Raw genomic sequence first — 13,999 nt, forward strand, 5'->3', positions numbered from 1 at the left:
AAGAGTATGAAGATCCATTCATCAGCAACAGGAGCAAAAAGAAATAAACCAGTTTAACTGGTAAGTGAAAGTGACAAATAACAATGAGCCTGAACAGATTTACTGTCAGGCTAGCGTCTTTAGGCGCGGTTTGGCAACAAGGGGTTATACCCCAAGTACAAACCACCCGTTTTACGGGTGGTCCTGATTTGTATACGTACATGTGTTCTGGATTAGTGATAACTTTCCTTATACTTACCGTTGTCATCATGTTTCGATTGTTTTCGGCGATCATTACGGGCCTGCTGTTGTTGCTGAGCATCCAGGCTGTTTACAGGTGTTGATTCCAAATCATTTACTTCGTTGACCAGATTTTTGTCAGGTTGGTTTGGGCTCAATGAGTGGTCCTCCTTAATTATTGCAATAGTATGTGAAATGTATTATGTGCTGGGTAAGGTATAACTATTCAATATCTGGGTTTAACGCTTTATTAGCATGTAATATAATTTTTAGATGTTGGAATATCATATTTTTTTATTAAGAGTAGCTTTTTAGATGGAATTGTGCTATACTAAGTTTATTGAATTGTTGACCTGAAAAAATCCGCATAGCGTAGAGGGTTATTCTTCTAAATAATAACCTTGTCCCCTATGTGTATTTTTATTTAAGGTAAGAATTTCATGTAAATTTAAAAATTAGGTGGTAATAACAATGGAAACAGGAACAGTAAAATGGTTTAACGCAGAAAAAGGATTTGGCTTTATCGAAGTTGAAGGCGGAGACGATGTATTCGTACATTTCAGCGCAATCACTGGCGAAGGTTTCAAATCTTTGGACGAAGGTCAACGTGTTGAATTCAACATCGTTCAAGGCCAACGTGGCGCACAAGCTGAAAATGTTGTAAAACTATAATTTTAGCTTTAGAAAGCTCCAAACCTTAGGTTTGGGGCTTTTTTTATTTTACATTACATATACGACTCTCCAGTGGAAGATTGTGGGTGGGATCTATGTAATTTAGATTTCTTCACAAAAACCCCGCTTCCTAATGAAACAGGGAACGAGGTTTTATATAAAGAACAGTTTTTTACCAGCTCACTACTCCGTTTACGAAGATTCAACTAGATGAGCCAGTAAAGTCTGGGTTTATTGTTATCGGCTATTACTGTCACCAACGGATAGATCGAGGTTATCTTATCTCCAAGTGGTTACCGTCTCCACAGGCAGGCGATAGGATTCGAATCCTTCGCTGGCTGCTTTTCCAATCGTAATGAGCATAATCGGTACATAACGATCTTTATCAAGGCCGAACACTTCAGCGATTTGATCCTTCTCATAACCACCAATCGCATTGGTGTCATAACCGTGTGCACGTGCAACAAGCATAAGCTGCATGGATACCAGACCAGCATCTAGTATGTTGGTTTCTCTTAGTGTTGTTTCCGGCATGACTTTATAAAATTGTCCAATGGCGTTCATCTGCTGCTCTTTCACTTCGCTAGGCATATATCCCAGCTCAACGGCTTTTTCATAAATTTCTTCCGCATAATCAAAGTTATCCATATCGGCAAAAACAGCGATTACCGCTGATGAGCTCATGACTTTATCTTTGTTGAATCTGGCAAGATGGCTAAGTGTTTCTTTTCCTTCTTCGCTATCGATGACTACAAAACGCCAAGGTTGCAAATTGACGGATGAGGGAGCACGTGTAGCCTTCGCTATTATTTCTGACATTTCCTCACGACTGATTTTCACAGTAGGATCATATGTTTTAATGGAACGGCGTCCCAAAGTAATTTCATTAAAATCGTTTGTTTTCTGAACGTTATGCATCGTATATTCCTTCTTTCATTATGTCTAATATGTTTATTCTATTTGTTGATCCATCAATATTTGACCCATCAATGTTTGATGTATCAACAATATAGTACACTCGAACTGTTTTTGCAAATACATAAAATTACATCACGAAAAAAGGCCCTAAAAATAAAGGGTACTCCTCAATAAGGAAAATGAGCATTAGATCAACTTCACGAAATGTCACACTTTTTTAGCGACAAAATTCAAATGATTATATTAAAGAGTAGCTTTTTAGATGGAGCTGTGCTATAATAAGTTTATTGAAGTATTGACCTAGCGAATTCACATAGCGTAGAGGGTTATTCTTTAAAAATAATAACCTTGTCCCCTATGTGTATTTTTATTTAAGGTAAGAATTTCATGTAAATTTAAAAATTAGGTGGTAATAACAATGGAAACAGGAACAGTAAAATGGTTTAACGCAGAAAAAGGATTTGGCTTTATCGAAGTTGAAGGCGGAGACGATGTATTCGTACATTTCAGCGCAATCACTGGCGAAGGTTTCAAATCTTTGGACGAAGGTCAACGTGTTGAATTCAACATCGTTCAAGGCCAACGTGGCGCACAAGCTGAAAATGTTGTAAAACTATAATTTTAGCTTTAAAAAGCTCCAAACCTTAGGTTTGGGGCTTTTTTTATTTGCGATTTAAGTTTACTTCAGTCTAGATAGTTGAGGTGGATCAGCGAAACGTTGGTCTAATCCTATCGATTTTTGTTAGTACATGAATAGACGTTATAACATATGTGAAAACTTTTGAGAGGGTATTTGTTAACAAAAGTGGTCTGTGTTTAAATAAAGGCATAATGATAAACGGAGGAGCTTCGAATAAAAATGGCTAAATCCATCGTAGAAAAATTGAATTTACATAAATACAATGAAGTCGCTGTTTTGGATGCCCCAGAAGGCTCGAATTACTTAGCTGAATTAACAGGTTATGATACAGAGCTTAGAGATCATCATGCATATGATCTCATATTTGCTTTTGTACTGAATATGGATTCATTAAAAGCATTGGTAGATCGTGTGATTACGAATCAGCATCTTCAGACAGGTGGATATCTCTTTGCAGCGTATCCGAAAAAGGGAAACAAAGTCTATCCCACATTTATTCACCGTGACGAATTGTTAGAAGGGCTTGGCAGTGACGAGAATGGTTATGTCGGGACAAGTCATATTAAATTTGCGCGAATGGTGGGATTGGATTCCATCTTTACCGTAGTTGGACTAAAAGAAGACGCGAAGAACAAGCAGAAAGCTTCTTCTAAACCAAGCGGGTATGTAGATGATTATATTTCATTTATACCAAGTGTCGAAAAGGATCTCTATGATACGCCGGATTTACTCGCCTTCTACCAATCATTAACCCCTGGCTATCGCAAAGACTGGGCACGTTATGTCTACAGTGCAAAACAAGAGGAAACGAGAGCAAAACGGCGTGAAGAGATGAAAATGATCCTTCGCAAAGGTTATAAAAGTCGTGAACTATATCGCCGGGATCAACCATAGAAAGTCGTTTAAAAATAAGCGAAGGTACACTCATCTAAATGAGTGGCACCGCTTATTCAGGCGAATAACTAATGAGAAATAGTTCCCATCTAAGTCATTTCCACATTATACCTAAACATTTAAGTAGCTAATTACTCTGAAATATGCTATAATAAGTTTATTGAAGTAATTGACCTAGAGAAATCCGCATAGCGTAGAGGGTTATTCTTTAAATAATAACCTTGTCCCCTATGTGTATTTTTATTTAAGGTAAGAATTTCATGTAAATTTAAAAATTAGGTGGTAATAACAATGGAAACAGGAACAGTAAAATGGTTTAACGCAGAAAAAGGATTTGGCTTTATCGAGGTTGAAGGCGGAAGCGACGTATTCGTACACTTCAGCGCAATCACTGGAGACGGATTCAAATCTTTGGACGAAGGTCAACGTGTTGAATTCAACATCACACAAGGCCAACGCGGTCCACAAGCTGAGAATGTTGTAAAACTGTAATTAAGTTTTCGAAAGTCCCAAACGTTAGGTTTGGGGCTTTTTTTTATTTTTTCTCTTTTATTCGGACACAAATAGAGCCAAGCCATATTATTTAATGGCTTGGCTCTATTGTTGTTTATACGTTCTCAAAGGAAAAATACACTTTCTTTGAAACGTCAAAAATTCCATGTATGTTATCGTCTGTTATTTCTTAACGAGGAATAACTGAATTAGCATTTCGTAAGAATAAATTAGCATCGTATTCACATCAAAATCATAATCTGTCATTTCCGATTCAAAGGCATGATTTATAACCGAGGACAGAATAAAGATTAATAGTTCTACGGTTTGATCTTTACCCACTGGTGTAGGTGTATTTGGAATAGTGGGACATTGAGGAATGAAAACCCCTTTTTCTACTCCCTCTCGATAGATGTCTCGAACACATTCTCTTCGATTCTCACTAAATGCTCTAAATTTCTCCCAATCTTCCGGAAAATACTTTTTCAGTTCATTCAGATGTCTTTTGCGAAGCGTTTGAATGTTGTATAGATAAAAAACAGCACGCAGTTTTTCGACATAATCATGTTTCTCATGAATGATTCGGTTCAGTTCCTCTCGGTCATTAGCGATAAACGAATCACAGATCGAGCTGATTAGATGATCTTTGTCTTTAAAATGGAGATAGATTGTTTTCTTACTGATTCGCAAATTATCTGCCAGTTCATGCATCGTGAATTTACGGAATCCATACTCGTCGATTAACTTTTTTCCTTCTTCAATAATTCGTTGTTCTATATTCATATCAGCACCTCCTCTGTGAAGTTTATATATTCATGGAAAATATAAATACCGAGATACCTTATTATACAGATTAAAGTCTCCGGTAAAAATGGTAAAAAAACGAACAAATTTTAGAATCTGCTTATTTATATGACTCTGCTAAAGAATTAACAGTTTGTTTCAAGTTTATACAAAACGGCACGATACTTGCAGCGACCAAGCAAATGCTCATTGCAATATACGCAGTAACAAAGGAACCTCCTGATTCAGTGACAAGATTACCAATGATGATAGGCGCAATGATGCCGCCCATAAAGGCACCAATATTAATAACAGAAAAAGAGGAACCGATGATCTGATTGGATACTAAGCGATATGGCAACACCATGTAAGCCGTGAAGGCAAACATAAGTAAGACGGATATAGCATACAGCAATAGAACGGTAATGACAAAATGAGTCGAATAGATAAAACCGATTAGGCAAGCTGCAGCAGCCAGAGAAGAGAGAGTGATGAATGTTTTCTCCTTCTGTTTAAAATATTTGTTGATCAAAATGCCAGCCGCCATCGTGGCAACTGCCATAAGTATCGAATTACTCGTTAGTAGATATCCGATTTTTGTATTGTCCATCATATGAAAATTAGCTTTTAAAACGGACGGCAGCCAGGAGATGACACCCGTAGCTACTAAGTTCGTAAATAACATACCGAGTGCGATATAGAGCACATTTTTTTCTTTCCATGCATCAAAAAGAGATACAGACTTCTTGGATTTTGTTCTTTTTAGGGATTGCTCTTTCTCTTTCACAAATATAAACATCATCAACCATAAGGCAATATAAAAAACAGTGATTAACCAGTAAGCAACTCGCCAATTAATATTAATTAATTGAGTTCCAATGGTAAAAGCAAATACACCGCCGACTCCAGCTGTAGCAAGTACTTTAGACTGAATGGAAGCATGTTGCTCCCCGTCAAAATTTGTACTTATGATCTTAGGTGAACCTGTTGTGTAACTTGCATGCCCCAGTCCAACGCCCATCCGCATCATAGCCAGTGCAAGTAATGAGCTGGAGAAACTAAAGAAGATCGTAAAGAGAATGAGGACAAACAATGAGGATAAAATAAATTTACGATAACCGAATCGGTCGACCAGCCATCCTCCTGGAATCGTAATTAATGTAAAACCGATATAGTAGACACTTAGAATCATCCCCGTTTGATTCGGTAACCAGTGGAATTGATCACCCAAGGCCAAAACAGTCATCGAAATCATATTCTTATCCATAGAGATAAAACTGCCCATAATTAAAACAGTTATCGCAATTTTCCATTGTTCTTTTGTCAGTATCACGGTGTGCACCTCATATGCTGTAAACTTTATCGATCATTTTAATAAGATCAGCCCTATTAAAAAAGCTAACTACAACCAATGAATATTGGTGAAATCGTTGTAGTTAGCTTTTATATTTATCAATTATCTGAAAAGGGAGGAAGTAGGTTAGTTTTGCGAGATATAGTCTTGATTAAGCGTTATTTCCGACAACTTAATCTGGTTGTTACAAAGACGCAGATTCATATTTAGGTTTTGTTTTAGCTGCAAGGAAGTACAAAGCGGCACTTACACAAGAAAGTACAATGAGCACAGTTAAAACGAGACCATAAGAATTATTGATACCATATACAACTCCACCAAATACGGCACTGAGTGCAGTTCCTAAGGAAGAGAACATGGAAACTGTACCGAAGATGGAACTGAAATCTTTTTCACCAAACAGGTAAGCCGTAATGTAGGATGGAGCGATCGTAAGTGCAGTTGCACCAAATCCTGTGAATGTTGCATAAAGGATACCTGCGATTTGTCCATCTGCATGTCTTAAGAATACAAAGCTGAGTACGTTACAAATTCCTAAGAAGATGATCATGAGAGTGAGTCCCATTTTATCAAACATTCTGCCAACGAGCAGCTTGCCGACAATAACCATTGCCGATCCCAAGGATAATAGGAATGCAGCTCTTGACGAAGTAGCACCGATATCTGTCAAGAATGGAGCAAGGTTGATAATCATGGTATTCGCAACGATACCTGTTACGATAATAGCCGCGCACAAGATCCAAAATGATGGTGTTCTTAATACATCTTTTTGGTTCATACCGGATAACACTTGATTTTTATCTTTAGTAGGTGCTTGACCAAGTGGTGTCAAACCCATATCGGATGGGTGGAATCTGACAACAAATGCAGTCAGCGGAACGATGGTAACGGCAATCATAATACCTATGATCAGGTAGGTTGTTCTCCAACCCACGGAACTAATCAAGGAACTTACGATGGGACTCAGGATAATACCGCCTAAGCCGCTACCTGATAAGGCAATACCGAGTGCCAATCCGCGTTTCTCATTAAACCAGTTCGTAATGAGCACCGAAGAGGGAACAATTGATCCTGCAATGAGTGAAATACCTTGAAGAACAGATAGTGCATAGAAAACATAGATATTACTTGCAAAAGAAAATCCGACAAATGATAGTGCACCTAGAAGAGTACATACCGTCATATAAACTCGAATATTTACTTTTTTAAGTATTTTACCTGCGATTGGGGCTACTACTAAACCAACTAATGTAACGATGGTAAAGTATAGACTGAACTGAGATCTTTCAATACCGAGCTCCTGTGATACAGGGTCTGTAAAAAACGAAATCAAGTTAACAATGGGTGTGAAAAGGAATGTCATTGACATAAAGGCTGTGATTACGATCCACCAGCCATAGAACATTTTGTTGTTTTTAGCCATGAGTTGCACCTTCCCGAGTTTGATATGAATAATCTATTCTTGTCCCAATAAATCCAAGATTAATTGAACTTCTACTTTTGTACCGTTAACCAATGCTTCTTCCATGACTCTGAATTTAGGATGGTGGTTCATATAACCGCATCCTTCTTCTTCTAAGCCGGCGCCTAATAACATGAAGCAGCCTGGAACGACTTTGGTATAAGCAGAGAAATCTTCACTTGCCATTAGCATAGGAGATTCATAGACTAAATCTTCACCAAGCACTTTTGTAGCCGACTCATAAGCAAATTCAGCAAGTTCAGGTGTGCTGTATACAGCCGAATAACCACGGACATAATCAAGTTCAACCGTAGCGCCGTAAGCAGCAGCAACATAATCAATGATTTCTCTAACGCGTTTTTCCATCAGATTGCGGATTTCTTCATTTGTCGTACGAATGGAACAACTTAATGTAGCTGTATCCGCAATAATATTAGGAGCTTGGCCGCTGTGGAATTCACCAATGCTTAAGATCGCCATTTCGCTTGCTGGAACATTACGAGATACAATACTTTGAAGTGCCATAACCATATGACTGCCGACTACAATAGGGTCAATCGACAATTCTGGTGTAGAAGCGTGAGATCCTTTGCCTTGAATTTTGAGGAAGAATCCATCAGCTGCAGTAGTTGTATAACCTGTTTTCACAATGCCAAGAGAGCCTGTTTTTAATCTTGGGATAATGTGAATACCGTAGATTTGATCTACGTCCTTAAGTACACCTGCATCCACGAGTTCTTGAGCACCGCCAGGCACTTGTTCTTCCGCATGTTGAAAAATAAATTTAACGGTTCCAGCTAGTTTGTCTTTCATACCCGATAGTACACTTGCTGCTCCAAGCAACATTGCAACATGAGTGTCATGTCCGCAAGCGTGCATTACACCGTCATTCACGGATTTGAAATCTACGTTAGATTCCTCTTGAATTGGCAAAGCATCCATATCTGCTCGAAGTGCAATTGTTTTTCCCTCGCCAGCAGCACCGACTAGGGTAGCGACTACACTGGTTGGAGTAGGGCGTGTTAACTCAAGATTAGGAAAAGTAGATAATGTATCGTAAATATATTGTGAAGTTTTAAATTCCTTAAATGAGAGTTCAGGATGTTTATGTAGATGCTGTCTCCATTCTGAAATCTTCTCTACAGGTATTTGATCAAACCAGTCCATCATCGTAAAAACTCCCTTCTCGTTATAGAAATAGTATTGTGAAACAATTCACAGATTTAATTAAATATAAAATAGAAAAGCTGATTCTAAGAGATAATAGATAGGAACGTTCTTTCTTGGGTACCAGCAACAAAGGACTGTTCTTGTTTATGAATCTAGAATATCACGAAACTAAAAAACTTTCTAGAGTTTCCTAGTGTTAAATTTGTGAACGTCATTTCGGGTAGGTTTTGTAGAGCATTTGCAGATTTGAGGTTCTGATAAGGACGACAAACCGTTGTTATATTGACTTCGAGATCTATATTTTCATGTAAGTTAAGTCGCAAAAATGAGCATTTAAAAATATTAATTTTATTTGTTATTGTAAACTTTATCACTGATGGACATCGAAATTTCTGTAATTCGTTGTCACGATTCAAAAGAGACCTATAGAACAAACTGTAAAAAATAGAAGTTTTTAATTTTTGGGAAATCTGTTACTATAAAAATAAATAAGCGCATTCAAAGGGATGTGCAAGCACATATACCGAGAATGATAGATTTTAAATTTTAGCCGAATCAACAACATTACATATACCTATTACTAGAATAGGTAGACCAGGAGGGAATCATTTGAGTTCAGATCTTATTGGCGTTCCATTAGAAGGGTTTGCAGAATTCAGTAGAAAAGTCGCAGCAGAAGGTGCAGTTCTCTTAAAAAATGAAGGAAAGGTTCTTCCTATACAGGTTTCCGAAAACGTTTCAGTTTTTGGTCGCACCCAGGTAAATTACTATCGCAGCGGTACAGGATCGGGCGGAAGCGTAAACGTCGTATACACAACAAATCTGCTGGATGGACTCCGGGCGAAGGCGCAAATTAGCGTTAATGAAGAACTGGCATCCGTATACGAGAAATGGATTGAAGAGAACCCATTCGATAATGGTGGAGGCGGCTGGGCTGCAGAGCCTTGGCATCAACAAGAAATGCCTTTAACGGATGACCTCGTCGCTGCTGCAAGACAGAAATCAGCGAAAGCGATTATTGTTATTGGTCGTACCGCAGGGGAAGATCAAGATAATGCTGACGAGCAAGGAAGCTATCAGCTGACGGATGATGAAAAAGCAATGTTAAAGATCGTTACAACACATTTCAAACAGACGATTGTGGTACTGAACGTATCCAATATTATTGATATGAGCTGGCTGAGTGAGAAGACTTTTGTGCATCCGGTATCAAGTGTAATTTACGCTTGGCAGGGCGGAATGGAAGGCGGAAATGCAATTGCCGACGTGCTGGTCGGTGATGTGACGCCAAGCGGGAAGTTAACGGATACGATTGCTTACTCTATTGAAGATTACCCATCCACACAGAATTACGGCAATGAGTTTAAGAATCTCTATGAAGAAGATATTTATGTAGGTTACCGCTACTTTGAGACTTTCTGTCCAAATAAGGTTCAATTTGAATTTGGTTATGGACTGTCTTATACCACTTTCCAGGTAAAGCCTGAAGAAGCTAAGCAGATCACAAAAGATGGATCGAAGTATATTGAGATTGAGGTAACTGTCACAAATACCGGTGATACTTATGCAGGCAAAGAGACGGTACAAGTCTACTATGAAGCGCCTCAAGGAAAGCTCGGGCAGCCGGCCAAAGCGCTTGCCGCTTTTGCAAAAACAAAAATTGTTCAACCGGGTGAAACCGAGCGTTTGATCCTGCAATTTCCTGTGAATTCAATGGCTTCGTATGATGACAGCGGGGTAACGGGATTCCCATCTGCTTATGTTTTAGAAGAAGGAAGTTATTTATTTTATGTTGGCACAAGTGTAAAACAGGTAGAAAAAGTATCGGTGAATGGACAGAATGGCTACCATATTGAGGAACTTACCGTAGTTGAACAGCTGCAAGAAGCGATGGCGCCAACAGAAAAATTCAAAAGAATGATACCGGGTGTTCGTAAAGAAGACGGGGTTTATGAATTGGCAGAAGCTGAAGTGCCTACCCGCCAAATTTCTTTAGCAGATCGAATTAAAGCAAATTTACCGAAAACATTGGATCAAACAGGAGATCAAGGTTACAAGCTGAGTGATGTACATGAGCAGAAAGTCAGCATGGAAGCTTTTATTGCTCAGCTCAGTGATCAAGATTTAGCGGCTATTATTAGAGGTGAAGGCATGAGCAGCCCGCTGGTTACACCGGGAACAGCATCTGCTTTTGGCGGTGTCAGCGACAGTCTTCTTAGCTATGGTATTCCAGTCGGCTGTACATCTGACGGCCCTTCGGGGATCCGAATGGACAGTGGTCAGCAGGCAACTCAGGTTGCGATTGGAACATTGCTTGCCGCAACATGGGACACGGAACTAGTAGAAGAATTATATGTATTGGAAGGCCAAGAGCTGGTGCGTAACAATATTGATACTTTGCTCGGACCAGGTCTTAATATTCGTCGTAGTCCGCTAAATGGACGTAACTTTGAATATTTCTCAGAAGATCCGCTGGTCTCCGGATTGTTTGCAGCAGCTTGTACCCGCGGGATTCGCAAGGGTGGTTCGCAGGCGACGCTGAAACACTTTGCCTGCAACAACCAGGAGAAATACCGTACTAAAGTGGATGCGGTTGTATCTGAGCGTGCTTTGCGAGAAATCTACCTAAAAGGATTCGAAATTGCAGTAAAAGAAGGCGGAGCGAATTCTATTATGACTTCGTATAATCCGGTCAATGGACATTGGGCAGCATCTAATTATGATCTGAATACGACGATTCTTCGCGGTGAGTGGGGTTTCAAAGGGATCGTAATGACCGACTGGTGGGCTGTGATGAACGATGTCATAAACGGGGGACCGGCTGATCGTAAATATACGAATTACATGGCTCGCGCTCAAAATGATCTATATATGGTCGTTAGTAATTACGGAGCTGAAACGAATGTCTGGGGCGACAACACGATAGAGTCACTTGAAAATGGTAGCCTTACCCGCGGTGAGTTACAGCGTAATGCAATGAATATCTGTGGATTTTTAATGCAAGCACTTGTATTTTCTAGAGATCAAGTTATACAGGAGAAAATCGAGACGTGTAAGGCAGATGCTACTCTGCAAGCAGATGAAGCGCAAATCGTAGGGCAAGATGAGCAGATAAAAGTGATTCCATCCGGCTCAACCATCATGAAAGTGAATGAGCCAGGCGTATATCGTATGTTTGCCGGCCTGATGTCTCCAGATGGAGAGTTGTCACAAAGTGCGTGCAATCTTATTCTGAATGACCAAGTGGTAACGACCATTCAGACCAATGGTACAGAAGGTAAATGGATAAAGCTGAAACAAGCTAAGGTTGAGCTGGAAGCAGGACTTTACGAGATGAAGTTTGAGCATATTAAGCCTGGTATGCATATCGACTGGATTGAATTTAAGCAGGTATAATCAGCGATAAACACTTATTTTTTGGCTAAAAAGTCTGTAGATATGTTCCTTCTTGAACAAAGAGGATCTCTACAGACTTTTTCTATATAGATGAAGAAAGGGGATGGGCTGCCTCATTTCCATTTTATACATTTATAATATATGTGGCTAAATGTTCGGAGATATGCTATACTAAGTTTATTGAAGCATTGACCTAACGAATCCACATAGCGTAGAGGGTTATTCTTTAATAATAACCTTGTACCCTATGTGTATTTTTATTTTAAGGTAAGAATTTCATGTAAATTTAAAATTAGGTGGTAATAACAATGGAAACAGGAACAGTAAAATGGTTTAACGCAGAAAAAGGATTTGGCTTCATCGAGGTTGAAGGCGGAAGCGACGTATTCGTACACTTCAGCGCAATCACTGGAGAAGGATTTAAATCTTTGGACGAAGGTCAACGTGTTGAATTCAACATCGTACAAGGCCAACGCGGTCCACAAGCTGAAAATGTTGTAAAACTCTAATTAAGAGTCTTATGCCTCAAACGTATCGTTTGGGGCATTTTTATTTATATAACCTATTCAGATACAGAAAGAGGGATGCGAATGTACAATTCTCGAAGAAAACCAATGGAAGATGTACCGATGGAGTTAACGGCAATATGGTCTTGTTCAAACGACGAATGCAAAGGATGGATGAGAGATAACTTCGTATTCTCCGAGGTTCCCGTATGCCCTCAGTGTCAGTCTAGCATGATAAAAGATGAGAAAATGCTTGCAGCTGTGACGAACACGAGTCCTAACCAGAATAAAAAATAAGGGGAGGAGAGTTTTACTCTTTATTCCTATATAAAGGCACCGATTCAATTGCTTCGGTGTTCTTTTTTTTATGCGGCGTCAGATGGATAGAAAGGGATGAAATGTATGCATTTGTTTCAGGATTATAATTTAAAAGTGAAAAAGACATTCAATGCAACGAACACCGAAGAGGTACTTACAGTATCAGAGGCGGGAAATCTACTGGGTTTATCCAAAGATCAAATGAAATTGTATGTAGATAAAAATAAATTAACCAAGGTTCCGATTAATAGAAGTGTGCATCGATATCTTTTACTAAAAGAAGAAATTGATAAAATAGTTAAAACGTAATGAACACCAACGATATGGTGTTTTTTTATTGGGTAAAATATGAAGATGACAGTAAAAAAATAAGAAGGGTGTCTTAAGCGACTCGTTAGATTGAAACCTTCGTATCCTTTTTTATGTATTATAGAGTAAAGATTCTTTTTTAAAGGAGGAGATATCCATCAGTATTCTTTCTAGATTCAGAGACATTATGAAAGCGAATATGCATGACTTGGTTACCAAAGCAGAAGATCCAGAGAAAATGATGAATAACTATATGAAGCAACTGAACATTGACATAGGCAAAGTGAAATCAGAAACGGCGTCGGTAGCAGCGGAAGAGAAAAGAGCGAAGAGAGCGCTGGATGATGCTAAGGCAGAAGTAAATAAACTGCAGCGATATGCTGAGAAAGCAGTGGAGTCCGGAAATGAGGAGCAAGCATTGCAGTTTCTGGACCGTAAGGTAGCACAAGCAGAGAAATTAGGTGAACTGGAAGCTAGGTACGAACGTGCTTCCTCTAACAAGAAAAATATGAAGCAGATCCAGGATAAACTGATTTCTGATCTTAACATTCTAGAGAAACGACGCGCAGAATTAAACGGAAAGATAGCTGCTACGGCTGCCCAGCAGAAAATAAATGCGATGGGCTCAAATGCGGATGTTAGCGGTTCTGTGTTCGATGTAATCGAAGAAAAGGTTAATAAAGCATATGATGAAGCCATGGCTATTGCTGAACTCAGAGAGCAACCGAAGGACGATCTCGATGATCTTATTGCTCAGTTGGAGAGGGAGAACAATAAGAGTTCGGATAGGAATGCAGAAGAGGAGCTTGCCGCAATTAAAGAAAAACTCAACAACAAGAAGTTATAAATTCTTGGGTGGGTAGTGA

Annotated in this window: 15 protein-coding genes; 9 read left to right on the forward strand and 6 right to left on the reverse strand. The window is 39.1% G+C overall.

Translation table 11 applies throughout. The features are described from left to right. Positions 1–212: 212 nt before the first annotated feature. On the reverse strand, positions 213–377 hold the full coding sequence (locus PV403_RS23450; protein WP_213535620.1) for a hypothetical protein: 165 nt from the start codon (positions 375–377) through the stop codon (positions 213–215). A 313-nt stretch (positions 378–690) separates the two neighbouring features. Here PV403_RS23450 and PV403_RS23455 point away from each other — a divergent pair, with 313 nt between their 5' ends. Then, the gene (locus PV403_RS23455; RefSeq protein WP_213535621.1) at positions 691–891 is read left to right on the forward strand and encodes a cold-shock protein; all 201 of its coding nucleotides are present in this window, start codon (positions 691–693) and stop codon (positions 889–891) included. 279 nt (positions 892–1,170) lie between these two features. Here PV403_RS23455 and PV403_RS23460 read toward each other — a convergent pair whose 3' ends face one another. Further along, positions 1,171–1,809, reverse strand: coding sequence for a nitroreductase family protein (locus PV403_RS23460; RefSeq protein ID WP_332086139.1), 639 nt, complete (start codon positions 1,807–1,809; stop codon positions 1,171–1,173). Between the two features lie 418 nt (positions 1,810–2,227). Here PV403_RS23460 and PV403_RS23465 point away from each other — a divergent pair, with 418 nt between their 5' ends. The 3 genes from PV403_RS23465 to PV403_RS23475 all read left to right on the forward strand — a co-directional run bounded on the left by PV403_RS23465 (position 2,228) and on the right by PV403_RS23475 (position 3,835). Then, entirely contained in the window at positions 2,228–2,428 is a 201-nt protein-coding gene (locus PV403_RS23465) for a cold-shock protein (protein ID WP_213535621.1), read from the forward strand. A gap of 240 nt (positions 2,429–2,668) precedes the next feature. Beyond that, positions 2,669–3,343 (forward strand): YdeI/OmpD-associated family protein, encoded by a 675-nt coding sequence (locus PV403_RS23470; RefSeq protein ID WP_332086140.1) that lies wholly within the window; start codon positions 2,669–2,671, stop codon positions 3,341–3,343. A 291-nt stretch (positions 3,344–3,634) separates the two neighbouring features. Continuing rightward, on the forward strand, positions 3,635–3,835 hold the full coding sequence (locus PV403_RS23475) for a cold-shock protein (protein ID WP_160036793.1): 201 nt from the start codon (positions 3,635–3,637) through the stop codon (positions 3,833–3,835). Between the two features lie 183 nt (positions 3,836–4,018). Here the strand turns inward: PV403_RS23475 and PV403_RS23480 are convergent, their stop codons facing one another. The 4 genes from PV403_RS23480 to PV403_RS23495 all read right to left on the reverse strand — a co-directional run bounded on the left by PV403_RS23480 (position 4,019) and on the right by PV403_RS23495 (position 8,604). Then, on the reverse strand, positions 4,019–4,618 hold the full coding sequence (locus PV403_RS23480) for a TetR/AcrR family transcriptional regulator (RefSeq protein WP_213535628.1): 600 nt from the start codon (positions 4,616–4,618) through the stop codon (positions 4,019–4,021). A 121-nt stretch (positions 4,619–4,739) separates the two neighbouring features. After that, the gene (locus PV403_RS23485) at positions 4,740–5,951 is read right to left on the reverse strand and encodes an MFS transporter (RefSeq protein ID WP_332086141.1); all 1,212 of its coding nucleotides are present in this window, start codon (positions 5,949–5,951) and stop codon (positions 4,740–4,742) included. 205 nt (positions 5,952–6,156) lie between these two features. Then, positions 6,157–7,395, reverse strand: a complete 1,239-nt coding sequence (locus PV403_RS23490; protein ID WP_213535630.1) for an MFS transporter — start codon at positions 7,393–7,395, stop codon at positions 6,157–6,159. A gap of 33 nt (positions 7,396–7,428) precedes the next feature. Further along, entirely contained in the window at positions 7,429–8,604 is a 1,176-nt protein-coding gene (locus tag PV403_RS23495; protein WP_332086142.1) for a M20 metallopeptidase family protein, read from the reverse strand. 609 nt (positions 8,605–9,213) lie between these two features. Here PV403_RS23495 and PV403_RS23500 point away from each other — a divergent pair. The 5 genes from PV403_RS23500 (at position 9,214) to PV403_RS23520 (ending at position 13,980) form a co-directional block, all read left to right on the forward strand. Beyond that, entirely contained in the window at positions 9,214–12,000 is a 2,787-nt protein-coding gene (locus tag PV403_RS23500) for a glycoside hydrolase family 3 protein (RefSeq protein WP_332086143.1), read from the forward strand. Positions 12,001–12,308: 308 nt separating this feature from the next. Next, complete coding sequence (locus PV403_RS23505) at positions 12,309–12,509, forward strand: cold-shock protein (RefSeq protein WP_285745519.1); 201 nt, start codon at positions 12,309–12,311, stop codon at positions 12,507–12,509. Between the two features lie 81 nt (positions 12,510–12,590). Continuing rightward, positions 12,591–12,803: a cold-shock protein gene (locus PV403_RS23510; protein WP_213535632.1), complete on the forward strand. Its 213-nt coding sequence runs from the start codon at positions 12,591–12,593 to the stop codon at positions 12,801–12,803. A gap of 105 nt (positions 12,804–12,908) precedes the next feature. Continuing rightward, a complete protein-coding gene (locus PV403_RS23515) occupies positions 12,909–13,133 on the forward strand; it encodes a DNA-binding protein (RefSeq protein ID WP_160036795.1) in 225 nt (74 codons plus the stop codon). 157 nt (positions 13,134–13,290) lie between these two features. After that, positions 13,291–13,980 (forward strand): PspA/IM30 family protein, encoded by a 690-nt coding sequence (locus tag PV403_RS23520; protein ID WP_332086167.1) that lies wholly within the window; start codon positions 13,291–13,293, stop codon positions 13,978–13,980. Positions 13,981–13,999: the final 19 nt, after the last annotated feature.

Origin of the sequence: Paenibacillus sp. GYB006, from assembly GCF_036577645.1 — a bacterium.
Classification (GTDB): Bacteria; Bacillota; Bacilli; order Paenibacillales; family Paenibacillaceae; genus Paenibacillus.